The following is a 25926-nucleotide window of genomic DNA, read 5'->3' on the forward strand; positions in this document are numbered from 1 at the left end:
TAGTAATTATTTGAACCAACCCTTTTCTTGAAACATCGAGATGGCTTCAATACGATTTCGCACGCCTAATTTATCCAATATAGTCGATATATAATTGCGAACAGTGCCAGGGGACAAAAACAATTCTCCTGCTATCTGTTTCGTTGTTTTTCCTTCGGATACCAGTTTCAACACTTGACATTCACGTTCTGTCAATGGATTTTTTTCATCATCTTTCATGTCAAAAGCCAGATCGATTAATTCGGGAGCATAGATTCTACGCCCTTTGATGATAGAATGAATCGACTTCACAAGCTCTTCAATGGGATTATCCTTCAGCAAATACCCTCTGACACCCGCATTTCGTGCCCGCTCAAAATATCCCGTTCTTGCAAACGTCGTCAATATGATGATCTGACACTCTTCATCTTGCAGCTCTTCTGCAGCGTCTAAGCCTGTCTTGATCGGCATTTCAATATCCATGATGCAAATATCAGGTTGTAGCTCTTTAACCAAGTCCACTGCTTCTTGACCATTTTTGGCCATTCCGACTACATCCATATCTTCTTCTAAATTGAGTAACGACCCTAATGCACCGAGCATCATCCCTTGATCTTCTGCTATTACAATGCGGATCATAATCTATCACCCTTCCTTTATTTGTTTTAAGACAGCTGGAACAGTGATCATAACCTGTGTCCCTTCCCGACTAGTTATAGATAAACTGCCATTTACAAATTCCAGACGTTCTTCCATACCATCGAGACCGTTCCCCGGAAGATTTACGCCATTTTGTGCTATCCCAATTCCATTATCCTTTACACTAATCGTAAACTCTTTTTCCGTTCGCTCAAAAACGATGCAACAATATTTAGCATAGCTATGTTTGACGACATTATTAATCGCTTCTTTTAAGCACATAACCAATACGTTTTCCACAATGGGCGACATGTCTGGAAAGTTCGGATCTCCTTCCAGTTCGAGTTCGATTTCTGCTGCTTTCAATAATTGCCTGACACGGACTAACTCATCTTTCAACTTTACACGGCGCATACCGCTAACTAGTACACGGACTTCTTTTAAAGCAGTGCTGGAGATTTGTCGAATATCGTGAATTTCTGTTGCAGCAGCTTTAGTGTCTCGTTCCATCAAACGTACAGCCAGGTCACTTTTCAATCCGATCATGGACAGTTTCTGGCCAAGTGTATCATGAAGATCCCTTGCAATTCGCTCACGTTCTTGGACAATAGTCAACTCTGAAATACGTTGTCTTGCTACTTCGAGCTGATCTTGCAGTCGATCGCGTTTCTGACGATTGTATAAATTAAAAGGCAGTAACACGACACCGATTACTGAGATAATAATAAAATGGATTTGCGGAAGAAATAGATCAATCTCGATGAAAAAACCTGCCACGATTGCACCGATTAAAATGGCAATATGTAGACCGTAAATAATGAAAAACCCAACAGTATTGCGGATATTCCCAATGAAAAATGCAATGAAAATCGATAAATATACATAACCGAACAATAAAGTCATCAGTACCGTAATTACGATTTCAAAGCTTATCCACATATACATAAGACCGCTCTTAGATTTCACGGAAAAATAGTAGGAGAGGAAAAAGAATACTAACAGCGTCACCCCGATCGTTAAATCCACGGGTGAAGCGCTTCTTAAAATATAGAAGAAAGGTAGTATACAAAATACAACCCATGCATAAATGCTGAGCCATGGGCTTTTCGGAAAAATACTATACCAGCTGCGCATAGGGTCTCATCGCCGTCCTTTTCATTTCATTGTAACAAATATTTCTGTTCTTCGCCCATTGCACCTGTTTTCTCCAAATCCGTGACATTGGCTGCAGGCTTAGATCAACAGGATGTTGATCATGCAGGCGCTGGCACAGCATGTAGTGGCCTTAGCCTGAGTTCCCCGTTCAGCAAACGTTTGAACACCGGCTGATTAAAGATAAAAAAGGCGGAGAAGGAAATCCTTCTCTCGCCAATTCACTCAAGTCGCGTGCGTTTCGGTTTTAGATCAATCGCTAACTTGTTTTTTGTTATAGATTGTTTTGCTTCTTTAAATGTAATGAATGTTTTATTAGCTGGATCGTACAAACGGTAGCGTAATGACTCCAAGCTAGTTTTCAATGTGATCGTAGTTGCATTATGCAATGGCGGTGTCAATTCATGCGCCATTTCAAGGTTGTAATTTGGTACACGTGGAGCTAAATGATGCACGTGGTGGAAACCAATGTTCCCCGTCGCCCATTGTAGAACACGTGGCAATTGATAATAAGAACTACCTTCTACAGCAGCTTTTACATAGTCCCAGTCAGATTCCTCTTCAAAATAAGAATCTTCGAATGTGTGCTGAATGTAGAACAGCCAAATCCCAAGCATAGCAGCCGTGAACATCATCACTCCTTGAATCAACAGAAATGCCTGCCAGCCAATGAGCCAAATCAATCCGCTGTACACTAACACAAGAATTACATTAATCAGATACGTGTTTATACGCTCTTTCTTACGCGCATCTTTGCGATTAAAACGACCTGCGATCAAAACTAAATACAATGGTCCTAATCCAAACAATACAAGAGGATTACGATAGAAACGATAGCCAAGACGTTCCCATTTAGAAGCTTGTGCATATTCTTCCACTGTCATTACCCAAATATCGCCTACTCCGCGTTTGTCCAAGTTCGAACTAGTCGCGTGGTGGATAGAGTGCTCTCTTTTCCACTTTTCATAAGGAAATAATGTCAGGACGCCAGTGATTGTTCCAACAATATTATTCGCTTTTTTATTGCGGAAGAATGAACCGTGCGTACAGTCATGAAAGATAATAAACGTGCGGACTACGAAGAATGCAGCCACGATTGAGACGGCGATTGCCAAAACAACAGAAACTTTCAAGCTTTGATATGCCAAGAACCATAAAATAAAAACAGGTGGTATCGTGTTCAGCAACTGAATAGTACTTTTCTTCAAGTCAGATTTCGCGAAAGGCGCGACATCTTTATGCAACTGCTTCGTTTTCTCTTTACTCATGTTTTGTTTTCCCTCCTAATGGGATTGCTAGTGACTTAAGAATAACTTTTATCGGCAAGGAGGGGTAGACATATATGTCATGACTTTGAGATGACAAATGTCATATCGAATTTTGATAAAATCCTAAACTAAAAAGCGTACTCCTTTGTGGAGTACGCGTCCTACTTCTTTTTATCCGCCCATCAAGCATAATGCTCCTGGATCGCCTGGGTAATAGCAGGTTCTCGGATAGAATAATGGGTTGCCTGCCAAACTACATTTCCATTCTTCATCAAAAATAGTTGTGGTGATTCGTGGCGAATTTGCATATCTCGCTCGATTTCCCGAGATAGCGGCTTACTTTTTTGGACGATCAGATAATACTTGGGCAAATCTGTTTCAACACGCTGAAATGCGTCAAATGCAGCTAAACTAATTGGACAGGTAGAACTATGCTTCATTAACAGGATAGGTACTTCATTGGATTGATCAAGAAGATCATCCCATTGTTCTGTCGTAAAGATTTCATGCATATGGCAACACTCCTTTTTACTAGTATACCTCATCTCACTTCCACGGAAAAAGTGATTGTGCTCACAAATTCCGACCTATCACTGTACATTTTTTTTGCAATCCTTCACAATATAGTTACTATAGAAAGGATGTTATGGAACGTGCGTGACCTCTCACTTCGCCTATTGCTCACTTGGATTGCCAGTTTGATTTTGATGGGTTTATTTGTTTTTGTCGCTGCTGCTATTCACTTACATACGATCACTAGTTTTGATGAAGTGATTATCGCTTTCGTGCAAGGCTCTGAAGTTCCCTGGCTGACGGCCACGATGAAGGCTTTCACAACCATTGGCTCTACCGGCATCGTCGCACTCATCTCCTTCGCTAGTTTGGCGATCCTACTATGGAAGCGTCACCGCGCACAAGCTGTTTTACTAGTCGCGGTTATTGGCGGTACAGGAATTCTGAATCAAGTCCTGAAGTTCATCTTTAAACGAGAACGTCCAGAATTCCATCGTTTGATCGATATTGGGGGATACAGCTTTCCGAGCGGTCATACGATGATGGCATTTAGCTTGTATACCATCATCGCTTATATTGTTTGGCGCAACCTGCGGACTTCCTGGGGCCGTGCAGCAATTATCACAGCCGCTGCATTGATGATTATGATGATTGCGGTTAGCCGAATCTATTTAGGCGTACATTTCCCTAGTGATATTGTCGGGGGTATACTGGCAAGCGCTGTCTGGGTAATAGCTTCGATTGCCGTTTATCAGCGTTTCCAACGTAAAATGCTAAGCGCTTGGAAAGAGTCCGGGGTTAATTGAATTTTGTTATCAATTACGCCTCGGTGTAATTGCGTCCAGATTTTGAATTGTGCTTGCACAATTCACTCCTCTCAAAATCTGTGACATCCGCCGGAGGCTTTATCTTTGTTCAGCGAGCGTTTGGACACCCGCTGAACAGGAAATAAAACCGCATTCATCTCGCAACCTATGGAGATGAAGTCTTCTGCTGAATAAAGATAAAAGGAATGACTGTGTATGTGGAAAGAGTTTAAAGAATTTGCTTTTAAAGGAAATATTTTTGATTTAGCTATAGGCGTTGTTATTGGAGCTGCTTTCAGTACGATCGTATCTTCACTTGTCGATAACATCATTGGACCGATTATCGGTATATTATCGGGTGGTCTAGATTTCTCAGGATTGAGCTTCGAATATAAAGACGCAGAGATCATGTATGGACTGTTCATTCAATCAATTATCAATTTCATGATCGTGGCGGCTTCACTCTTCTTATTCCTTCGGTTGCTCATCAAACTGAAAATAAAAAAAGAAGAACCTGTCGAGGAAGAGCCTGAAGAAAAGCCGTTAGACATTAAGGAAGAATTACTGACCGAAATTCGAGATCTATTGAAAGAGCAAAGATAAAAGAAGATGTGTAGAAGGCGGTCAATCCGCCCCTGCACCCCCACCTCCGTCACCTCCGCCTCCGCCAGAGTATACACCGCCTCCATCGTATGACGTTCCACCCGAACTGTCTGCTTGCACTTTTAGTGACGGTCCCCAATTAGAATATACAAATTGCAGCGGATCTTCAGGCAACATGAATAACGTTGCCAACGCTGTTGTCGCCGTTCCTACACCTGCTAATTGAGGCAGTTTCTTTTTAGAAGGTTTAAGCAAATAGGCTCGAATCAAAAATTGTTGCTGCTCTTCCTCTGACAATCCTTCAGGCATGCCATATTTCATCTGCCTGCGAAACTTATTCATGCTCATCTTTGCATAGAGTGCTGTCTTGGAACTAAGTATAGTCTTTGGAATTAAGTAAAATGCGATAAATGCCACTATAATAAAAATACTTAAAGCCGTTACTAACTCTCCATACTCTATAGAATTAACTAAAAATAACAACACGACGAAATAGATAATCGACGGCCATTTTTGGATCTTTTCTTTGATGCTATAGAGGGCTATGAAGAAGAAAATTGCCGGTAACACTAGGTTCCAACCCCACTCTTCATCACCTGTTACATAAAAAGCCCCAGCCGCTACAAAGCCAGTAACGATTAAAATTGAAAGCTTTAAAAGGTACGAAAGCCGTTTGGACAATGTTCCTGAATCCACTAGTAACTCCTTAACTTCTTCATGCCATTTTCCATGTTCTACTTCAAATGCATGCTGTTTTCTCAAAGCTGCTTTGGATTCCTTACCTTCCGCAATATCGTGCAAATGAAACTGTCTTTGTGATTTCCGTATCTTAAATAACCACGTCACTAGTGTACGTTCAAACTCTGATAGTCCGCTTCTTCCCTTCAACAAATGAAATTGCAGCGACTTTGGAGGCGAGCCCGGATGGTCTAGAAAACGGTCAGCACTGTCCGCCAACTCTACATCGACCTCCCCTTTATCGACTAATGAAAACAAACCCGCCAAGAAACTGCTTCTAAACCAACTGCCGGAATGGTCTACAAAGCTGAGGTATAAAGGATCTGTCTTCATCACATAGTCGACACTTCCAAAATATCCACGGCCAGGTGAACGCATCCAGATGAAAAAAGCTGCGAACAGCCCGAGAAGGACACTTAAAACTAGGGCAATCTTTTCGAGGTTCGGAATCTGCGCAGCCTTCCAAGCCTCGTGCTCTGCCTTTTGTTGTTCTTCTGCCATTACTTCTTCCAATGGGATTGGTGCCTCACCTTTATTCTGAGCTGTCATTATAGATGAAGGAAACAGCATTCGTGTCGCTGTCAGGGTATTTGCTTTAGATACAGGCGTGTAAAACTGAATTCCATTTTCATGAACAACTGGCTCTTCTCCGTTAGAGGCCTGTAAATAGCCATGAAGATTTTGTTCACTTACACCTTCCGGCAAAATAAAGGAAATCTGCAATTGTTTCATATCAATATTATGATTTGAACCCTTTTCGAAAAGGGTTAATTGCAGATCACTGTATGTATCATATGAAACTACCGCATTTTTCATGTAATAAATATACATTACTTGAATCGTTCCATCTGTTTGCGCTATTTTCGTTACCCAATTTTCTTTGTTTAATGAAACAGGAAGTCTGTGCATCTTACTTTCATCGACAAAGCCCACTTCCGCATGACCGTCTTGTACTTCAAATGCTTTGAATCCTGAAATTTGCTGTCGATGCTCAGCTGGAAAAGCTCGTGTCAGCTTTGTAAAATCTCCGTCAAATGAATAGGTGAATAATTCATTCACCAGCATCGTGCCGTCGCGATCAATCCATCCTCGGATCTGAACTTCATCTATCGAGTACGACTTCGCTGCTACCGAACCAATCGGCAGCCCTACAACTAATAAAAATACGCATACTGCGAAAATTCTCTTCATAACAACCCCTCCGCCACCAGTCTGTTGAATAGCTTACGAACCAAGTCATGCAACAGTTTCATCCACTGGTAAAGTTAGGAGTTAAGGGGGTAGTATATGCGGAAACAACTGTCTATTTTCCCACGGAAATGATCTATGCCTACAGTCGCACAGCCGACACAGTTGTCCGGTGAACGCCATTGCAACGCACCTGCCTAGGTGATACAATAAAAGGCAGGATACTGATTAAAGGAGTGAATATTCATGTGGTTCATCTACATCATGTATGCGTTGTTCGCATTTATTCTCGGTGGAACAGTACTCGGCCTAGTTCGTACATTCAGTAGCGATAACTAAAACAAACAGCAGTGAATGAATTGGTAGTTACCATTTCATCTCCTGCTGTTTTTTGTTTATGCCCGAAAAAGAGAAACTAACCAAGAAGTCGCATCCATTCCATACACGTCGCGAATCTCGTCGATTTCCTTATGAGCCAGAATCCGTCCTTCCTTTAACACAATTAGCTCATCCAGCAGCGGTTCCACTTCTTTAATCTCATGTGTGGACATCAATACGGTTTGCCGTTCGGTATCTGTAAAGCGAATGAGACCTTTCGAGATATCTTCGCGAACCATCGGATCCAAGCCCGAAAATGGTTCATCCAATAAATAATAATCCGCTTCCCGACCGAGTGTAACTGCAATTTTGACACGTCCCCGGTTTCCCTTCGACAGCGTACTGATTTTGACATCCAACGAAACTTTCAGAAAGTCTGCAATCTCTTTCGCCTTCTTTAGTTGAAAGTCTTCAAACTGCGAATCATAAAATTCAAATAACTGGCCCACTGTGAAATATGGATAAAACAAATCGGTATCTGGCATATAAGCAATTTTCGCTGCAACTCTTCTTGTAATCGTCTTTCCATCTAATGAAACCACTCCTGCATTGGGTGACAGTAAACCTGCCATCAACTTGAGCACGGTCGTTTTCCCGCTTCCATTTTCACCAACTAAGCCGATGATTTTCCCTTTTGGCAACGCAAGCGTCACTCCGTTTAGTGCGTGCTTAAAACCATAACGCTTTGAGACAGTTTGCAATTCAATCATCATTCCCACCTCTTTTCGACAGATAGTTGACCATTTCATTCGTCGTAAATCCGAGAGCCTCTACATTTTGGATAAATGACTGCACGAGCTGCTCCTTCATCTCTTCACGAAGCTCCTCAATCCGCTCTTTATTCTCTGTCACGAATGATCCCTGCCCCCTTCTTGTCTCCGTAATCTCCATTTGTTCCAATTCTTTATACACGCGCTGCATCGTATTGGCATTGACACCGACTGCAACAGCATATTCTCGAACAGATGGCAGTTTCTCTCCAGCTGCGAGTGCCCCACGAATGATGTCACCGATAATATGATCGATGAGCTGCTGGTAAATGGGTTTATCCGGAAGAAACTTCATGCTCATCTTCACAACCTCACTTTCTTCTCAAACAACCTCGATCCAGCAGCCACTAATAAATAGCTGAGAACCAAGTAAAACAACAGACTTCCTATGGAAAATACGATTCCGTTCGGCACAAATCCTGTAAAAAAATAACTTGTTTGTTCATTATAAAAAGATTCATTCGTTAATCTCAGCGGCACTAATGTACGAAGCCAGTTAAAGAAGTTGTTTATCCTGAGGACTTCCCATAAAATACTTGCAACCACGAAGAGAAACCCTGTAATTGGTACAACAAAGAAACTTGTTCGGCATCGCAACACTTGATATACGCTCCAGAAGAAAAATCCGATCGTCATAACAAAGATCAATTTCAATGAAATTGCCAACAAAATGCTAACCAATGCCAAAAATCCTTGCCAAGCGGAGGAAGCGGTCCAATTTTCTAAGAAATAAAGTGTAACGCCTAGCAATGCTCCTCCGAAAAACAATGTAACAATTGATGTACAGGCTGCGAACAGCGACTTTGCTCCGACTAACTGCAACATAGATCTTGGAGAATGCAGCCACATTTCCGGGCTTTTCATTTCCTTCGTCAAACTTACGGACAAAATCCCAGCACCCATAAAGGTATAGAAAGCAAACCAAGTTCCACCTAGCACATATGTGTTTTCATACAATTTACCTGGAATGCCTACGAGGCTGCTGATTAATGAAGGTACTACTAAAATCACCAACACGTTCAGCAAAACAACCCATGCCACCGTCCATTTCAACAAAATCCATTCTTTCTTGAACAACCCGCGCCATGTAGAATCCATTCTCATAACCTCACCTTCTTTTCAAATAACCAAGCGGAGGAAACAAAGAGAAACGCTAGGAATCCGACTACTACAAAGATCTGCCCTGCATATAGCGCCATAGAACTTTGAGCAAAATAAAAATTTCCTACTGAGATATCTCTCGAGTCAGTATAAGTGGACAATTGACCAAGATGAACAATCTTTTGATACAACTTGGATTCCAGAACAGATTGAAACAGCCACATCAAAATGAATAGAACAACCAGCCAGATGAAGAAAGCTCCCCGGCGAACATATGACTTGATCACTCGGTAGACAACTGCAAGAAATAAGCCAATCAGCATTAAACCGACTGCTCCTAAGAAAACCGAAGAGATGAAGGTATACATCATTCCGATAAACTTTGCCACCCCTACTTCTGTAATAGAAGCGTCAAAAATAGAGGCATATAGAGCAAGAGTAACGCCTGGGACAATCATGCTGACGAACCCAATGACTGAGGCAAACACCGTTTTACATCCAAACAATTGGTAGATGGTTTGAGGGGAATGCAGCCACACATCCGGTCGGTTCCATTCTATCCATAAGCTATTCAGCAATAAAGACACTGGGACGCACACAACGATTAATGTCATCATCATCAACGAAATACCGAGCATAAATGAAACCACTAATTTGCCTTCAACTAAAAATGACAATGCGGATGACGAAACAATGATCAACAAAATGGCTATAACCGTCGTTGCGGAAAGCCAACCTCTCATCATCTGCCATTCCTTTTTCCATAACCCTTTCCAAGTCTTCATATTCTAATCATCCCCCTTCGCTCTAGTGTGTTAGTTACATAGTACACTATACGAAAAGAAGTAACAAGCGGTTACAAATTAAAAACGCAAGGATGGACAGTAAAACTGTTCCTTCCTTGCGTTATTTTAATGTTTCATCAAACGTCGTTGCTGCCGCAATTCCCTTCTAGCCGGCGCTGAGTCGAAAAGACGCTTTTCGGCTTCTGTTTCCGGATAAATCGGCGCTACCGATATAGGTCGGTTCGTCTCGTCCACCGCCACCATCGTACAGAATGATTCAGTAGTTAATCTCACTTCTCCTGTCACCAAGTTCTTGGAATGGACCGATACGAACACTTCCATTGACGTGTTACCGACAGAAGTGACGATCGCTTCCAATTCAATCATATCTCCCAGCAATGCCGGCGATACAAAATCGACTGAATCGATCGACGCCGTTACAGCTGCTCTCGTACCCGCATGTTTCATCGCAGCAATCGCAGCAATTTCATCAATATGGGCAAGCACTTTCCCTCCGAAAATGGACTGAATGTGATTCGTATCAGGCGGTAATACTAGCTTACTTTGAATGGTCCTTGATTGACCCATTGATTTTGGTTCAGACATTTTGACAGCTCCCTTATGTATTCCTTTTATTAGTATACCGAAAAAAGGCTGTACTTCTCTATTAAAGAATTGATTCAATAAGAATTTCTAGGCTCTTCAGAACATATAGAAACGGACACAAAAAACCGAACGCGCTATTGAGTTCGGTTTTTTCCCATATTCAAAAGGAAGGCTACACACGAAGACCACTCACTCGCACACTCTGCGTACACGGCATAATTTATCGGCATAAATAGATGAAGCCAGTTGAATCTGCTCTACTGACTTTCCAGTTGACGGTGCATGAAGCATTTGTCCATTCCCAGCATACATGCCAACATGGCTCACAATGGCATCTTCATCTTCTCTGAAAAACAACAGATCGCCTTGCCGCCATTCGGTCTGATTCAGCGAAACAGGTATCCCTGTCTTCTCCTGGTCAGATGCATCTCGCGGCAATAGGACTCCGCACGCCTTCCAAAGATTAAAGATGAAGCCTGAGCAATCAAAACCCCACGCTGACATGCCACCCCATAAATAGGGCAGTCCTAAAAACTGTTTGCCTACAGTCAAAGGTTTACCGCAAGATAATTCTTCAATCGGCTTGAACCGCTTCACATCTGTATTGCTGATCAGCTTCCAACCATGCGGTGTCCATATATGCGTCCTGCCGTCTTGCTGCTTGCCGCAAGGGAAAATCGTATTGAACGATACACGCAAAAAAGGGTCTCCCGACTCCTCCAGCACCCAAGCTTTGCGAGCAGACACGCGTACAAATTCTTCAGTGTGTACTTTTTTGGCTGCTGATAATTGTACAAGCGGCACCCAGCCAGGATAGCCGCGCGGATCTTTGCGAGACGGCTGTCGGCAAGCGATTACTTTCGCCCAATCCCCCACCACTTCATCAATTATCACCGACTCGCCATATAAAATCTGTGTTTGAATCTGCCCCTTATCACTTAAAGCTAAACGCTCTTCAAACGATAACTGCGCCAACCACTTTTCCAACTGTACCGGGTAATTCAACGCAGGGAGATCCACGAGCCTAGGTGAATTCGGATCCGACCAAACCGTTGCTGCACTGACTGCGCACACCCACCGTTCATTCACAGGCATGTTCCTTCATCCACTGCATCATCCGAATCGAGTCAAAGCCCAATCCAGGCTCGCTGCCCAATTCAATGATGGAACCATTGTATTCGAGGCCGCCACTTTCAAAACCCTTCGACAATAAAAGCGGCGCATCTAAATCAACTCGTGTAATATTCGACTGACTCGCTGCAAAATGAGCAGCTGCTGTCACTCCTACAGCCGTCTCCAACATACTGCCCATCATGCATTCGATCTCAAATGCTTCAGCCAATGCATTGATCTTCAAGGCTTCATGGATTCCCCCCGACTTCATCAATTTGATATTCAGAACATCGACGGCACGCATTTCCAGCAATCGTCTAGCATCAACAGTTGAAAATAGTGATTCGTCCGCCATGATGGATGTCTGCGTCTGCCGCGTCACTTCCTTCAACCCTTCGATATCATATGCAGCAACCGGCTGTTCGACCAATTCAATATCCACCCCGTCGTCTTCCAACTGCTGAATTATCCGGATGGCTTCTTTCGGTTTCCAACCTTGATTGGCATCGAGACGAATGACAACATCCGCCCCAACTTTCCTGCGTATCTCCCGAACCCGCTTTCTATCCTCCTGAAGACTTCCTGTGCCGACTTTCACTTTCAATGTAGTGAAACCTTTTGCTACATGCTTTGCTGCCTCATGCGCCATTTCAATCGGCGTCCCGACACTGACGGTCAAATCGGTCGACAAGCTTTCGCGATACCCCCCTAACAATTGAACCAAGGTCAATTTGCATAATTTTCCAAATAAATCATGAATCGCCAAATCAACCCCTGCTTTGGCACTCGGATTGCCTACGAGTGCTCGATTCATGCGTTCAAATAAAATCTCGCGCTTTGTCACATCCTGCCCGATCAGCTCCGGCGCCAACACTCTTTCAACAGCATAGCGAATACTGCCAATTGAATCGCCGGTTATGACATGCGTCGGTACAGCTTCTCCCCAGCCGATCAACCCATTTTCTACGGTCAATTTGACGATTACGGACTGCACCGTATGCACCGTCCGTAATGCTGTTACGAACGGTTTCTGAAGCGATGATTGCACCAAAAATGTTTCTACGGTGCGAATTTTCATTCATTCCACTCCCGGTAAGATAGTCAGCGTCTTTTCCTCCGCATTCAAACGTCCCTTTACACCGAGCGGGATTGCGATAGTCGGTTCGCAGTGCCCGATCTTAAATCCTTTAACAACCGGCTTGCCAAGCCCATCGAAGTAATGAGCGAACACTTCATCCAGCGACAGGGTTTTCTCTGGATTGGAAGGTTGTGATTTCGCAAAATCCCCAATGATGATGCCCGCTGCTTCGCGAAGCTTGCCTGCCAAACGTAATTGATTCAACAAACGATCTACTTTATACGGCTCTTCTCCGATATCTTCAATGAAAAGTAATTTTTGGTTAGTTTTAATCTCAAACTCACTGCCGAGGCTGTTCGCAAGCTGTGTCAAATTACCACCGACTACTTCTCCTTCTGCTATTCCTCCACTCAGTGTTTCTAGCGGTGAAATTTCTTCCGTGTAATGAACTTCCACAGGTTCAAATAGCTGTCCGAACATCTTCCCCGACAGTTCATGAAATTCAGCCTTCGCAACGCAGGAAGCGAGCATCGGTCCATGAAAGGTCACAAGTCCGGCACCTTGTCGAATCGCTGTATGTAAATAAGTAATATCACTGAATCCCCAAAATACCTTCGGATGCTCATGAATTAATTCCATATCGATTTGATCCGCGTAACGAGCCGAACCATACCCTCCACCCGCGCAAAAAATCCCTTTCACTTCAGGATTTCTGAACATATCATGCAAGTCGGCAAGACGCTCTTCATCAGAGCCTGCCAAATAGCCATTTACTTCGTATATAGACTTACCCAATACATAGCGAATTCCCAGCTGCCTGAGAAATGAAAATGAGCGCTCCACATCTTGACGTGCAACCGGGCTGGCCGGCGCCACAATCCCTATCAAGTCTCCTTTTACTAAACCATTTGGACGAATCATCCTATTCATCACCCTTTCTACGTCCTACTCTATCATATTCGGGACAGGACAGAGATAATACCACAAAACGACGGTATGATAAGTGGGGGATATGAGCGCAGGTGGAATGTTTAGGAACGCGAGCAGAAGTATTATGATCGCTAAGGAAGGTGGTATGAGCGAGTATGGATGAATTATGAGCGCCTGCACAGATATATGATCGCGTCTCAATAGTATATGATCGTCGACCAATAAAATTCATTACGCCGACACACCCCACTTCCACACATGACGATTTTCCGAATTAGGATCGATTGAATAATTCACCACTCGCGTATTCACGCCGATCAACTCATAGCGATACAATGTTGGCACAAGTGGGACATCCTCCACCATCAACGCCTGCCATTCCTTATAAATTTCTCGTCGTTTCTCCGTATCAAACGCCTGTTTAGATGTGCCCGCTTCTAGCAGTGCATCATTCCTTTCGCTCGTATACCGAGAATAATTGAACAGCGCTTTGCGACCGTATAAACCGGACGGATCTGGATCGGAACCTGTGCCCCATGCTCCCTGAAAGACATCCACTTTCGGATCATCTGATTTCACCAGCTCATAAAACGCATTGAAATCGTGTAACCGGCCGTCTGTCAACTCTACTTTCAAGCCGACATCCGCCCAGTTTTGTATATAGTACTTCGCGATCGGCTCAGCGACATCGCCTCCTGCCATTGATGCGAAGTGAAGAATGAATGGCTTGCCGGCAGGATCTTCACGAAAGCCATCTCCGTTCTTATCGATATACCCTGCTTCATCCAGCAAGGCCCTCGCCTTTTCAGGATTATAAGGACGTCCGAGATTTTTTGCGTCATGATACGATTCAAATACAGGTACGATGAGTGTCGTGGCAGGAAAGCGCAGATGATGATATAAATAGGTGCCGACTGACTCGTTATCCATAGCATGCCACATTGCTTGACGCACTAATTTATTGGCCAGTTTCGCCTTTGGGTCCATCAGATTCTCTTTCTTTTCATCATCCCACTTGCCCATTTTGAATCCAATATAGCTATAAGCCAGATCCAAGTCACCGAGCAACTCGATATTGTCCAGCTTCTTCACCGTTTCATATTGATCGGCAGGGACTTTCGCCAAATCTACGTCTCCTTTTTTAAGCGACTCCACAACAATGGCCTCGTTCACTGTTTTCAATACCACGGATTGCAGCTGAGGTCGGCCTCTCCAATAGTCCTCGTTTCGTTCCAAGAGCACCGATTCACCCGGCACGATTTTCACTATGATATAAGGACCGAACCCGATCGGCGTGACACGAATTTTCTCAGACGACTCCAGTTCTTCCATCGTCAACTCGCCCGCCGTCACATCTCCTACGTGATGCCGCGGAACTGGAACGGACCAGAATCCCGTCAGAATGGAAGGAGATGCAGTTTTGAATGTCACGCTAATCGTCCGTTCATCGTGTACTTGAATTCCCGAAATTGTCTTCGTTCGCCCAGCATGATAGTCATCCATACCTTCGATGTTTTCGACTGTGAACGTATAGCGCTCTCCTGCATAATCGGGATGACCTAGCAATTCATAGGCATACAGTAAATCACTTGCCAAAACCGGCTCACCATCATGCCAATAAACTCCCTCTTTAATGCGAAGCGTAATCGTTCGTTTATCATCTGACAGCTCATACGTCGCTGCTCCTTCATTCGTAATCTCAAAATTACTGTCAGCGGAAAGTAGAGCTTCATCAAACCAATTCATAATTTCCGCGTCAAATGAACCGCTGTAAAAAGGCCGGCTTAGTGTACCTTCAAAAGGGTCTGAACTGACCAATGCAACAATCATCTCTCCATCCTCTATCGGCTTATCTTGATTGGATACTTCCAATGGAAATACAGGCGGTTCAGTCTCTCCTTGAACACGTGATTGTGCCTCCGAACAGCCCGCCACCACACACATTAGCAAGATGAGCATCCACTTTTTCTGCAAGCCATTCTCCTCCTTTACGCAATTCGCTGTCTCGCATCTGAAGCTCGTTTGACTGCTTGACCGATATAATTAATACATAGCATGATCACTAAAATGAGCAGTGCAGCAGGAAGCCAAACCCACCATTTGTTTTGGACAATATCAGGGTTCTTTGCCAGCGCAATCAGTGTGCCGAGTGATGGGGTCCCAGATGGCAGACCGAATCCGAGAAACGTCAAACCTGTCTCCAGCCCAATATTCCCCGCTAACGTCAGCGTCATGTTGACGATGATCAATGAACTCAAATTCGGCAGCATTTCAAAGAGCATGATCTTCCAATCGGGTGTGCCAAGTGTTTTGGAAGCATGAATATAGTCAAGCTCTCGTTCCGCCAATCCTCTCGAGCGGATAAGACGAGCCTTGCCGAACCAAGCAAAGACGCTCATAATCAAAATGAAATTGAAGACACTGTAATTCGGTACCATCACGACAAATACAATGATGATCATCAAAGACGGTAAAATCATTAGAAAATCAAGCACCCTACAAATGATCTGATCGACAATTCCGCCATAAAAGCCAGCAATCAAGCCAATCGTCAAGCCGTACAGACTTGCCAGTAATGTGACGCAAACTCCAATCGTAAACGAATTCCGTGCACCGAGCAGCAGCTGGCCAAAGACATCCCGCCCTCCGTCATCCGTCCCAAGCCAATGCACAGCAGACGGTGCCAAATAAATGCTGGATAAATCGATTCTTGTCACACGGTCTATCGAAAGAAAGAGGGGAGAGAGATACGCAATTCCAATGATGCAAACGAGCACGATCAACGATACTAATGCCATCCGGTCATGTCGAATTTCCCGCCAAATTGCAGAGTGAAACGATTGATTGCCCATTTTTGCCTGCCGCATAGCTTCATTCGTAAGCTCCATCTTCATCTCCCTTTCATCCAAGACGAATCCGCGGATCCACCATGCGTAAAATAATATCCGACAACATCGTCCCTACGATAACCGCTGCGCCAGAAATAAGAACAAGTGCTGTGACCACCGTGAAATCACGTGTCATAATCGAGTCGATGAAAAGTCGGCCGAGTCCTGGATAACTAAAGATCGTTTCAATAAATACCGAACCTGCAATCAATCCCGTAATCTCATAGCCTAAAAACGCTGCAATCGGCAATATCGAATGCCGTAGGATATGTCGATGATACACTACATTTTCCGATACGCCTTTCGCACGAGCCGTCTTCACAAAGTCTTTCATTTTGGTCTCAATGATTTCATTGCGCAAATACTGCACAGTCGAATAAGTCAGCAACAGCGAGCCTGACAAAACAGGCAGCACCAAATGTTTCAGCTTATCCCACACATACTCTGCAGTTCCTTCCTCAACCCGGATGTCCACGCTGCCTCCGCTTGGAAACCAATTCAGCACAAAGCCAAAAACATATAACATCAATAAAGCGAAGACGAAAACAGGTGTTGCAAATGAAACATAGTTATACGTCACGATGAACTGATCCGCCCAGCTTCCAGTCCATCTGCCCGCAATCATGCCAAGCGGAATCGCAATCAAATACGTAACCACAAGCGTTGCCACCGACAGCCAGATCGTATTTTCAATACGCCCAGCCAGCAGTTGTGTAACCGGCTGCTTATGCACAAATGACTGCCCAAAATCTCCGCGTACTGCATCTCCTATCCAGCGCCCATATTGCACAATCCATGGATCATTTAAACCGTGCTGTTCACGGATCTTCTCCATTTGTTCTGCCGATACATTCGGTTTTCCCATGAATGCACCGGTTACTGCATCGCCTGGCATCTGTTTAGCCAAAAAGAAAATGAGGATACTCAGTAAAAGCAACTGCGGAATCATCAGTAAGGTTCTTCTTACAATAAAAACAAGCACTTCCTTACCTCCTCACTTCAAAGCTGCCCTGTGGGTATCTGAAATCTTCCGCAGCTCTATAATTCTGCCCGACGAATCAAAAAATTGATCTGCAGCCAGCTCATATTGCTCATTTATCTGCCGTCTTTGCTTCACTTTTTCCGAACGTTTTTCTGGATTCAATTCCGGCATCGCCGCCACTAGACGTTTAGTATATAAATGACTGGGCCGTTCATAAATGTCTTCGACTGTCCCTTCTTCAACCAAACGTCCTTTATACATGATGCCAATCCGATCACACATATGGCGAACAATTCCTAAGTCGTGAGAAATAAATAACACAGTCAGCTCAAACTCTTCTTGAATATCTTTCATGAAATTTAGTACTTGAGCCTGCACAGAAACGTCGAGTGCAGAGACCGGCTCATCCGCAATAAGTAACTGCGGACGCAAAGCGAGCGCACGAGCAATACCGATACGCTGCCGCTGTCCGCCTGAAAATTGATGAGGATACTGATATATTGATTCAGCATTCAAACCTACTCGCTCCACCAACTCTTGAACTTTTGCCAGCTCTTCTTCTTTAGAGAGGTTTTCAAAATTACGCAACGGTTCCGCAATAATATTCCAGACATTTTTTCGTGGATTTAACGAAGAATAAGGGTCTTGGAATATCATTTGGATATCTTTCATCCGCAATTTCCGTGACGCTCGAGACATCTGGTATAAATCGTCACCTTGGAATAAAATCTGTCCATTCGCTAACGAATTCAAGCCCATGATCGCTCTCGCTGTTGTCGACTTGCCACATCCAGATTCCCCCACGAGACCATAAACTTCACCTTGGAAAATTTGAAAACTTACTTGATCCACGACAGAACGCGGTGGAATAGTCCGTTTCAAAAAACCACCTTTCTCAGGGAATTGAACCGTCACGTCATGTAGCTGTAATAGAGGCATTGCTTTCGTCTCCCATTCTTTCCGCAGGCAAGTAGAAGTGTTCGTGACATCGACAACGAACGAAATGATCAGCAGCAATTTCATGCAATATCGGTTCGCCTTCATGCAATTCATTCGAAATCCACGGAATACGAGAGGCGAAACGACAACCATTCCTTGTAAGATGTTCAATGGCTGGAACAATGCCTTCAATGACATGCAATTTCTGCTTTTGACCGGTGGCCGAAGGAAGTGATTGAAGAAGCGATCTTGTATAGGGGTGTTTTGGGTTGTAGAACAACTCACGAACCGGTGCCAACTCGACAATTTCTCCTGCATACATCACTGCCACACGATCGGCCATCTCCGCTACTACACCTAAGTCATGCGTGATCAATAAAATACCCGCTTGCGATTGGCGTTGCAAATCTTTCATCAATTCCAAGATTTGCGCTTGAATCGTCACATCGAGGGCCGTTGTCGGTTCGTCCGCAATAAGCAGCACAGGATCACAGGCAAGTGCCATCGCAATCAGTACACGTTGCCGCATACCGCCAGACAGCTCGTGGGGATACTGTTGATAGACTTGTTCGTTATTTTGAATACCCACACGTTCAAGCAACTGTAATGTCCGATGCTTTTTCTCTTTTGTGGATAAGGTCAGATGTACATTCATTGGTTCTTCAATTTGCCTTCCCACAATCATTAGTGGGTGTAATGCTGTCATCGGATCTTGGAAAATCATCGCTAGTCGCTTTCCGCGGATTTGATTGAGTTCTGCTATCGGTAACTGCAACAGATTACGGCCTTGAAACTCGATAATGCCTTCCACAAGTGTTCTATCAGATGGATGTAAGCCCATGATTGACAACGCAAGCGCACTTTTTCCACAACCCGATTCACCAACGATCGCCAACACTTCATTTTTTTGAATCGTCAATGAAATTCCGTCAACGGCTGGGTAAAATTTTCCATGAATCTGAAAAGATGTCCGGAGTTTGTGGATAGTTAATAAGATATCTTCCATACCATCAACTCCTTTGCGGATAGTGTGAATAAGTAACGGGAAATTATGCGTTGAATTTTAAAAAGTTGCCCACATTCCCGTCGTTGTGGATAGTTTAGAACGTATAAAGTAATGTTCGCACATATTGTACACAAACAAAAAAACCGAACGACTGAATTTCTCCAGTCATTCGGTCTAGCATTATATTTGCGAAACTTGATTTTTCGAAGCATCGATCAGCGTTCGAATTGTCGGCAAATCACCTTCATGAAATGCACTCACAATCGCACTTCCGACGATGACACCGTCAGCTAACGCACCTAAACTTCGTACATGCTCTGGTGTGGAAATTCCAAATCCAGCGAGAACAGGAACGGAACTTGCAGCTTTCAAACGTTCCAAGTGGTCTTCTAAACCTTCAGTGAAGGAATCACGAACACCGGTAATGCCATTAACTGTCACAGCATAAATAAAACCTTCCGCCGCTTCAGCAATTGCGTTAATACGTTCAGCCGGACTCGTTAACGACACAAGTTGAATCAGCGCGATATCCGTACCTTCTAAAGCAGATTTCAGCAGACCACTTTCCTCTAAAGGCAGATCCGGCACAATCAGACCATACACTCCGCTGTTCTCACAGTCAGCAGCCATCGCTTGCAATCCGTAACTCAGGATAGGATTCAAGTACGTCATGATTACGAGCGGCACTGTCACTTCTTCTTTGAATGAAGCTAGTTCAGCCATCACTTTGCGAAGCGTTACGCCTTCTGTCAAAGCCCGCTCACCTGCTTGCTGGATCACTTCACCATCGGCCACCGGATCAGAAAACGGAATACCTACTTCAATCGCGGCTGCACCTGCCTCCTGCAAGAATAAAATATTCTTTTTTAACGTCTGCAAACCACCATCGCCTGCCATAATATAAGGAACAAACGCCTTATCGCCTCGTTCATTACATTGCAAAATTGCCTGCATTACCTTTTGTTTTGTCATTATGCTTGGCCTCCTAACGCATCCCGTACAGTTTGGACGTCCTTATCTCCACGGCCCGATAAACAGATGACGAGAATTTCTTCTTCCTTCATTTTTTTAGCCAATTGCACAGAATAATAGACCGCGTGCGCACTTTCAAGAGCAGGAATGATGCCTTCCACACGAGACAATAACTGCAAACCTTCTAATGCTTGTTGATCGGTCACAGAATCGTACTGGACACGATCAATATCGTGCAAATGGCAATGCTCAGGACCAACTGCCGGATAGTCTAAACCGGCCGAAATGGAATGTGCTTCCTGAATGAATCCATCCTCGTCTTGCAACACATACATATATGCTCCGTGTAAAACGCCTTCTTGTTTACCTGCAATCGCTGCCGCATGCTTTCCTGTTGAAATTCCGCTTCCTGCCGCTTCAACTCCATATAATTTAACATCTTCATCGTCAACAAATGGATGGAACATGCCAATTGCATTACTGCCACCTCCAATACACGCGACAACTGCATCGGGAAGGCGATTTTCCTTCTCCATTATCTGTTGTTTCGTTTCATTTCCGATGACGCATTGAAAATCACGGACGATTTGCGGAAATGGATGTGGACCGAGTGCTGATCCGAGAATATAATGCGTATCCTCTACATTGGATACCCAATAACGCAGTGCTTCATTGACCGCGTCTTTCAGCGTGCCTGCTCCTTTATCGACAGAAACAACGGATGCACCGAGCAGCTCCATGCGAAAAACGTTCAATTCCTGACGACGAATATCTTCTTTCCCCATGAAGACGACACATTCTAAACCAAGCAAAGCACAAGCCGTTGCCGTAGCGACACCGTGTTGACCAGCACCCGTTTCTGCCACGATCTTCTTCTTGCCCATTCGGATCGCCAGCAATGCCTGCCCCAATGAATTATTGATCTTATGCGCACCTGTATGATTCAAGTCCTCGCGCTTCAAATAAATCTTGGCTCCGCCTGCATGCTTCGTCAGATGCTCTGCAAAAAACAGCGGAGTCTCCCGTCCAACAAAGTCCTTCAAATAGCCGTTCAATTCTTCACTAAATGCAGGATCTTGCTGCGCTTCCTCATAAGCCGTTTCCAATTCCTGCAACGCTGTCATCAATGTCTCAGGAACAAATTGTCCGCCAAACTTTCCATAACGTCCTTTAGTTTCTGTCTTCTGCATCTTGATCACTCCTACCCTTCGCTCTATGAATAAACGCCCGAATACGTTCCGCATCTTTTTGCTTATCAATTTCTACTCCGCTCGATACATCTACCATATATGGATGCACTTGCTGGATCGCCCTTTGCACATTCCCGGCATGCAAACCACCTGCCAAAATCGTTTGCTCTAGTGAAACACCTGCGTCTGCGAGCAGCGACCAGTCAAACGTCTTGCCACTGCCACCTTTATACTCCACACCTGGCGTATCGAATAAAAAGTAATCCACATCATAGGCAGCAGCACGTTTAGCATCCTTTTCATCGCGGATCGCTAATGCCTTAATGGATGGCAAACCGACCTCCCGAATGAATTCTGGTGATTCATTCCCATGATACTGAATATAATCCAGAGGCACTTCCTTGAATGTTCGTTGCAGTTCTTCCTTTGATGCATCCACGAATACACCAATCTTCAGGACCGATTCCGGAATGCCTTTCGCAAGTTCCCGCGCCTGCTCAATCGTCACTTCCCGCCGACTCGGCGCAAAGACAAATCCTATTGCGTCTGCGCCTGCATCTACTGCCGCCCGCACATGTTCTGCCTGAATCAGACCACAAATCTTCACCTTTGTCATGAACGGATCCCTTGCTTTTCCACTTGTAGCGCCCGTAATGCATCTTTCACTGAATCACTGCGCATCAACGATTCTCCAACCAACACCGCGCTCGCCCCCGCTTTCGCAGCACGTTCCGCATCTTCAGGGTTCCAGATGCCGCTTTCACTGATGAAGACACGTTCTTCATCAAATGGGAACTGTTCCGCGATCAGCTCGGTCTGCGCTAAATCAACTTCAAACGTACGCAAATCTCGATTATTGACTCCAATAATTTTCGCATCAATTGCCAACGCACGCTGTAATTCCTCCACACTATGGACTTCTACTAACACATCCAATCCAAGTTCGTTTGCATACGTATACAGACTCCCAAGCGTCTGATCGTCTAATGCCGCAACAATTAATAAAATAACGGACGCCCCCGCACTTTTCGCCTGGTCGATCTGTATCGGATGAATTATGAAGTCTTTACATAACAACGCAATCGGAACCACGTCTGCGACAGCCGCCAAATCCTCAAATGAACCTTTGAAAAATTCATTGTCCGTCAGTACCGATATACACGCAGCGCCCGCTTCATAATAAGCAATAGCCTGCTTGACAGGATTAGCTCCTTCAGCAATTAAACCTTTAGAAGGCGATGCACGTTTCATTTCGGAAATCACTTGGAGCTTCTTTGCTTTTCGCAATGTCTTATATAAGGATGGACGGGAAATTTCTCTCTCTGGAAAAATGACATTGCTCGCGAGCAACCGTTCCACTTCTATTTTCTTCTGTGCAATAATTTTATCTAAAATCGTCATTGGACAACCGCCTTTTGCCGAATCGTTTCGCTGAATGCGACAACGGCTTCTAATTTTTCTAATGCTCTTCCCGACAAAATACTATCGCTCGCTCGTTTAACGCCCTCTTGAATCGTCTTCACTCGACCGTTTGCAAACAATCCAATGCCGGCATTTAAGACGACTGTATCAAACTTAGGACCGCGCACTCCGTTCAAAATCGCCCGGGTCGTTGCAGCATTTTCCACTGCACTTCCACCTTTGATTGCAGACAATGGTGCATATTCAAGCCCTACATCATCCGCTGTTAATGAAAATGGAATCAAATCGCCGTGATCCAACAGGACAAATTCATTCTGCCCGGCAAGAGAGGCTTCATCCATGCCGCCTGCTCCACTTACTACGATCGCCCGCTCACGACCAAGCATCCGCAACACAGACGCATATTCCATTATGAAGTCTGGGCGGTTGATACCCGTGAACTGGGTTTCTAAGGAAACTGGATTCGTTAGCGGGCCGACTAGGTTGAAGATCGTCGGCTTGCCAATTTTATTGCGGATTGCGCCAATACGCTTCATTTTCGGATGAATCGCCGGTGCGAACAGAAATGCGATACCTTCCTGTTCCAGCAGACGCTGCATATCGTCTGTTTGGTAGTCGGAATGAATACCAAGTGCGTCAAGCACATCTTGGCTGCCGGCTGCACTGGAAATTTTACGGTTGCCATGTTTGGCCACTTGTACACCTGCGCCTGCAAGTACAAATGCAGCGGTAGTGCTGATGTTGAATGTGTTGACGCCGTCTCCACCTGTTCCGCAATTGTCTAGGTATCGTGCAGATGTTGGTGTTAGATCCATAGCGTATGATTTCATAACAGCTGCTAGTGCCGCAACTTCGTGTGAGGTCTCTCCCTTATTGGATAGGGCGATTAGGAATTGTATAATTTGTTCCTCATTGGTTTGTTCGCTGAATAGTAATTCGGCTGCTTCTCTCATTTCTTCGTACATTAAGTGACGTTTCTTCTCTACTATGCTCAAATACTTTTCCAAGCTCATCTCTCCTCATCTATATAAACTGAGATAAATAACTTACACTCAAAGTATAATTTAGATCCCGTTGATTTCCATTCCAGGTGGACGCTTTCCGCGAGGCGTGGTCGAACCTAATCGTCACTGCAAAAAACTATCGACTGTTCTAAACATAAAACTCCAACTACCATTTCATCTACAGATTTACAGGTTACTTCACCGTTTCATTAGCCTCGAGCAATGAACGGGCTTTGTTGGACGTTTCTTTGTATTCAAGCGCCGGGACGGAAGCTTCTACTATTCCGGCTCCTGCTTGCACGTAAGCTTTCCCTTCTTTAACTAGCATCGTACGAATCGTCAATGCGAAGTCGATATTGCCGTTAAGGCCAATGTAACCGATCGCACCTCCGTAAATGCCGCGGTGCTGGTCTTCCAGTTCGTCGATGATCGTCATTGCCGCTTGTTTTGGTGATCCTGTTACGGTTCCTGCCGGCATTGTTGCTTTCAAGGCATCTAATGCATGTAAGCCAGGAGCTAGGTCGCCTTCCACTTCGGATACCAAGTGCATGACATGTTCGTATCGTACAGTTTCTAAGTACTTCGCTACTTCAATCGTTTCAGGGCGGCATACTTGCTGCATTTCTTTTTTGCTTACTTCTACTAGCATATCGTGTTCTGACAGTTCTTTCGGATCGCTGCGCAATTCTTTTTCCAGCCCCAGATCTTCCGCTTCGTCACGGCCTCTTCTTCGAGTACCCGCAATCGGATTCGTCAGCACCTTGTTTCCTGAGACACGCACTAAACTTTCCGGAGATGTACCGATAACAGTATGATCGTCAAATTCCATGTAGTACATGTAAGGCGATGGATTGCTTCGGCGCAGTTTGCGGTACAATACAAATGGATCGCCTGCAATATCTGCTTCTAATCGACGAGACAACACGACTTGTTCTGCCTGACCATCTTTTATTGCATCAACGACGAGTTGAACACGCCGTTCGAATTCTTCTTTCGAAATCGCACATCGATAATCCGAAAGCGCCACCTCTTCTTCTTTTTCTACCGAACCATTGATGATCATATCCTCGATGGCATCTAGATCAGGTGTTTCATAGACAGGATTGATCTCAGTATGCAACAACGTCACTTCATGCTTATGATGATCGTAAATGACAACGGTATCGTAAATATTGAAGTAGACATCTGGTATATGCAGATCGTCCGCTGTGCGCTTTTCACCATTACGTGCGGCTCCATATCCTACGTAACCTACCGCACCGCCTGTGAAGGGGAATCCAGCATCTTCTGTAATACGTGGCATCAAGCGCTTCAATAATGTGTAAAGTTCTCCTTCATGCGTATACGTCTTATTTGATGAATAAACGATTTCCTCGACTACGCCGTCGCGTCCGCGGTACGCTTTCTGGGGATTCAGCCCTATAAAAGAATATCGTCCTGATCCCCCTGCCTGCAAAGAACTTTCCAGCAAAAATTTATGGCTTCCTTTTAGTCTTCTGAAGATCAATATAGGCGTTAACGAATCGCCCTCAATTTTTCTTGCTGTCACTCGTAAGTTCTTCTTTTCTGTCGTCATGTCCATTCTCCTCTTTTCCACTAAATATCCGCCTAGTTTTCTCCAAATAAAAAGCCCTCTGCAAACAGACAGATTAAGCCTGTTGCAGAGGACGATCGATAACCGCGTTGCCACCTCAAATTGAAGCGCCGCAGCACTCCCACTTTATGTGTTTTCACACTGCCCTTAACGCGAGCACACGTCTGTTTTTCATTAGAAAAAACAGCTTCCATAAGTCCATTCACGACTGCCGTGTATCGGTTCCCACCATACACCGACTCTCTAGCAAGCACGCACAATCGCTACTCTTCTTATTCATAT

The 25926-nt window shown here is 44.5% G+C and carries 26 protein-coding genes and 1 other annotated feature (1 of these 27 cut by a window edge); of the genes, 2 read left to right on the forward strand and 24 right to left on the reverse strand.

What is annotated here, in order from left to right:
• Window positions 1-6 precede the first annotated feature (6 nt).
• The 4 genes from MKY93_RS19245 to ytxJ all read right to left on the reverse strand — a co-directional run bounded on the left by MKY93_RS19245 (window position 7) and on the right by ytxJ (window position 3550).
• A complete protein-coding gene (locus MKY93_RS19245) occupies window positions 7-618 on the reverse strand; it encodes a response regulator transcription factor (RefSeq protein WP_078818648.1) in 612 nt (203 codons plus the stop codon).
• A 6-nt stretch (window positions 619-624) separates the two neighbouring features.
• Complete coding sequence (locus tag MKY93_RS19250) at window positions 625-1752, reverse strand: sensor histidine kinase (protein ID WP_078818649.1); 1128 nt, start codon at window positions 1750-1752, stop codon at window positions 625-627.
• A gap of 239 nt (window positions 1753-1991) precedes the next feature.
• Window positions 1992-3038 carry a fatty acid desaturase gene (locus MKY93_RS19255; RefSeq protein WP_078818650.1) on the reverse strand — a complete coding sequence of 349 codons (1047 nt, stop codon included), beginning with the start codon at window positions 3036-3038 and terminating at the stop codon, window positions 1992-1994.
• A gap of 182 nt (window positions 3039-3220) precedes the next feature.
• Window positions 3221-3550, reverse strand: coding sequence for a bacillithiol system redox-active protein YtxJ (gene ytxJ, locus MKY93_RS19260; RefSeq protein WP_078818651.1), 330 nt, complete (start codon window positions 3548-3550; stop codon window positions 3221-3223).
• A gap of 141 nt (window positions 3551-3691) precedes the next feature.
• Here ytxJ and MKY93_RS19265 point away from each other — a divergent pair, with 141 nt between their 5' ends.
• Window positions 3692-4357 carry a phosphatase PAP2 family protein gene (locus MKY93_RS19265; RefSeq protein ID WP_340760689.1) on the forward strand — a complete coding sequence of 222 codons (666 nt, stop codon included), beginning with the start codon at window positions 3692-3694 and terminating at the stop codon, window positions 4355-4357.
• Window positions 4358-4573: 216 nt separating this feature from the next.
• On the forward strand, window positions 4574-4960 hold the full coding sequence (gene mscL, locus MKY93_RS19270; protein WP_078818653.1) for a large conductance mechanosensitive channel protein MscL: 387 nt from the start codon (window positions 4574-4576) through the stop codon (window positions 4958-4960).
• Window positions 4961-4981: 21 nt separating this feature from the next.
• On the opposite strand, the gene MKY93_RS19275 is transcribed toward mscL, so the two are convergent.
• From MKY93_RS19275 to MKY93_RS19370, 20 genes are all read right to left on the reverse strand, one after another.
• Window positions 4982-6889, reverse strand: a complete 1908-nt coding sequence (locus tag MKY93_RS19275) for a DUF2207 domain-containing protein (RefSeq protein WP_078818654.1) — start codon at window positions 6887-6889, stop codon at window positions 4982-4984.
• A gap of 392 nt (window positions 6890-7281) precedes the next feature.
• Complete coding sequence (locus MKY93_RS19280; protein WP_340760690.1) at window positions 7282-7974, reverse strand: ABC transporter ATP-binding protein; 693 nt, start codon at window positions 7972-7974, stop codon at window positions 7282-7284.
• Complete coding sequence (locus tag MKY93_RS19285; protein ID WP_040759947.1) at window positions 7967-8335, reverse strand: GntR family transcriptional regulator; 369 nt, start codon at window positions 8333-8335, stop codon at window positions 7967-7969. Before MKY93_RS19285 ends, MKY93_RS19280 begins: the two co-directional genes overlap by 8 nt.
• 2 nt (window positions 8336-8337) lie before the next feature.
• A complete protein-coding gene (locus MKY93_RS19290) occupies window positions 8338-9132 on the reverse strand; it encodes a hypothetical protein (protein ID WP_340760691.1) in 795 nt (264 codons plus the stop codon).
• 2 nt (window positions 9133-9134) lie between these two features.
• Window positions 9135-9920, reverse strand: a complete 786-nt coding sequence (locus tag MKY93_RS19295; protein WP_340760692.1) for a hypothetical protein — start codon at window positions 9918-9920, stop codon at window positions 9135-9137.
• Between the two features lie 126 nt (window positions 9921-10046).
• Complete coding sequence (locus tag MKY93_RS19300) at window positions 10047-10526, reverse strand: acyl-CoA thioesterase (RefSeq protein WP_078818658.1); 480 nt, start codon at window positions 10524-10526, stop codon at window positions 10047-10049.
• Window positions 10527-10715: 189 nt separating this feature from the next.
• Complete coding sequence (locus MKY93_RS19305) at window positions 10716-11615, reverse strand: C40 family peptidase (protein WP_340760693.1); 900 nt, start codon at window positions 11613-11615, stop codon at window positions 10716-10718.
• Window positions 11608-12717 carry a mandelate racemase/muconate lactonizing enzyme family protein gene (locus MKY93_RS19310; protein WP_340760694.1) on the reverse strand — a complete coding sequence of 370 codons (1110 nt, stop codon included), beginning with the start codon at window positions 12715-12717 and terminating at the stop codon, window positions 11608-11610. Before MKY93_RS19310 ends, MKY93_RS19305 begins: the two co-directional genes overlap by 8 nt.
• Window positions 12718-13647: a S66 peptidase family protein gene (locus tag MKY93_RS19315; protein WP_340760695.1), complete on the reverse strand. Its 930-nt coding sequence runs from the start codon at window positions 13645-13647 to the stop codon at window positions 12718-12720. It lies immediately after the preceding gene.
• Window positions 13648-13878: 231 nt separating this feature from the next.
• Window positions 13879-15621, reverse strand: coding sequence for an oligopeptide ABC transporter substrate-binding protein (gene opp4A / locus MKY93_RS19320; RefSeq protein ID WP_340760696.1), 1743 nt, complete (start codon window positions 15619-15621; stop codon window positions 13879-13881).
• Window positions 15622-15635: 14 nt separating this feature from the next.
• Window positions 15636-16535 (reverse strand): ABC transporter permease, encoded by a 900-nt coding sequence (locus MKY93_RS19325; protein WP_340760954.1) that lies wholly within the window; start codon window positions 16533-16535, stop codon window positions 15636-15638.
• A gap of 13 nt (window positions 16536-16548) precedes the next feature.
• A complete protein-coding gene (gene opp4B / locus MKY93_RS19330; RefSeq protein ID WP_078818663.1) occupies window positions 16549-17517 on the reverse strand; it encodes an oligopeptide ABC transporter permease in 969 nt (322 codons plus the stop codon).
• A gap of 12 nt (window positions 17518-17529) precedes the next feature.
• Window positions 17530-18456, reverse strand: coding sequence for an ATP-binding cassette domain-containing protein (locus tag MKY93_RS19335; protein WP_078818664.1), 927 nt, complete (start codon window positions 18454-18456; stop codon window positions 17530-17532).
• Window positions 18434-19462 carry an ABC transporter ATP-binding protein gene (locus MKY93_RS19340; protein ID WP_078818665.1) on the reverse strand — a complete coding sequence of 343 codons (1029 nt, stop codon included), beginning with the start codon at window positions 19460-19462 and terminating at the stop codon, window positions 18434-18436. Before MKY93_RS19340 ends, MKY93_RS19335 begins: the two co-directional genes overlap by 23 nt.
• Before the next feature lie 180 nt (window positions 19463-19642).
• Window positions 19643-20434, reverse strand: a complete 792-nt coding sequence (gene trpA / locus MKY93_RS19345) for a tryptophan synthase subunit alpha (protein ID WP_009499130.1) — start codon at window positions 20432-20434, stop codon at window positions 19643-19645.
• Window positions 20434-21624 (reverse strand): tryptophan synthase subunit beta, encoded by a 1191-nt coding sequence (gene trpB / locus MKY93_RS19350; protein WP_078818666.1) that lies wholly within the window; start codon window positions 21622-21624, stop codon window positions 20434-20436. Before trpB ends, trpA begins: the two co-directional genes overlap by 1 nt.
• Complete coding sequence (locus MKY93_RS19355) at window positions 21605-22240, reverse strand: phosphoribosylanthranilate isomerase (RefSeq protein ID WP_078818667.1); 636 nt, start codon at window positions 22238-22240, stop codon at window positions 21605-21607. Before MKY93_RS19355 ends, trpB begins: the two co-directional genes overlap by 20 nt.
• Window positions 22237-23025: an indole-3-glycerol phosphate synthase TrpC gene (trpC, locus tag MKY93_RS19360; RefSeq protein WP_078818668.1), complete on the reverse strand. Its 789-nt coding sequence runs from the start codon at window positions 23023-23025 to the stop codon at window positions 22237-22239. Before trpC ends, MKY93_RS19355 begins: the two co-directional genes overlap by 4 nt.
• Window positions 23022-24059, reverse strand: a complete 1038-nt coding sequence (gene trpD / locus MKY93_RS19365; RefSeq protein ID WP_009499134.1) for an anthranilate phosphoribosyltransferase — start codon at window positions 24057-24059, stop codon at window positions 23022-23024. The genes trpC and trpD overlap by 4 nt, the downstream gene beginning before the upstream one ends.
• Before the next feature lie 184 nt (window positions 24060-24243).
• Window positions 24244-25626 carry an anthranilate synthase component I family protein gene (locus MKY93_RS19370; RefSeq protein WP_340760697.1) on the reverse strand — a complete coding sequence of 461 codons (1383 nt, stop codon included), beginning with the start codon at window positions 25624-25626 and terminating at the stop codon, window positions 24244-24246.
• Window positions 25627-25710: 84 nt separating this feature from the next.
• Window positions 25711-25926 (reverse strand) — a binding site (T-box leader); it runs 5 nt beyond the window's last position.

This window comes from Sporosarcina sp. FSL W7-1283 (assembly GCF_038003105.1).
Taxonomy (GTDB): domain Bacteria; phylum Bacillota; class Bacilli; order Bacillales_A; family Planococcaceae; genus Sporosarcina; species Sporosarcina newyorkensis.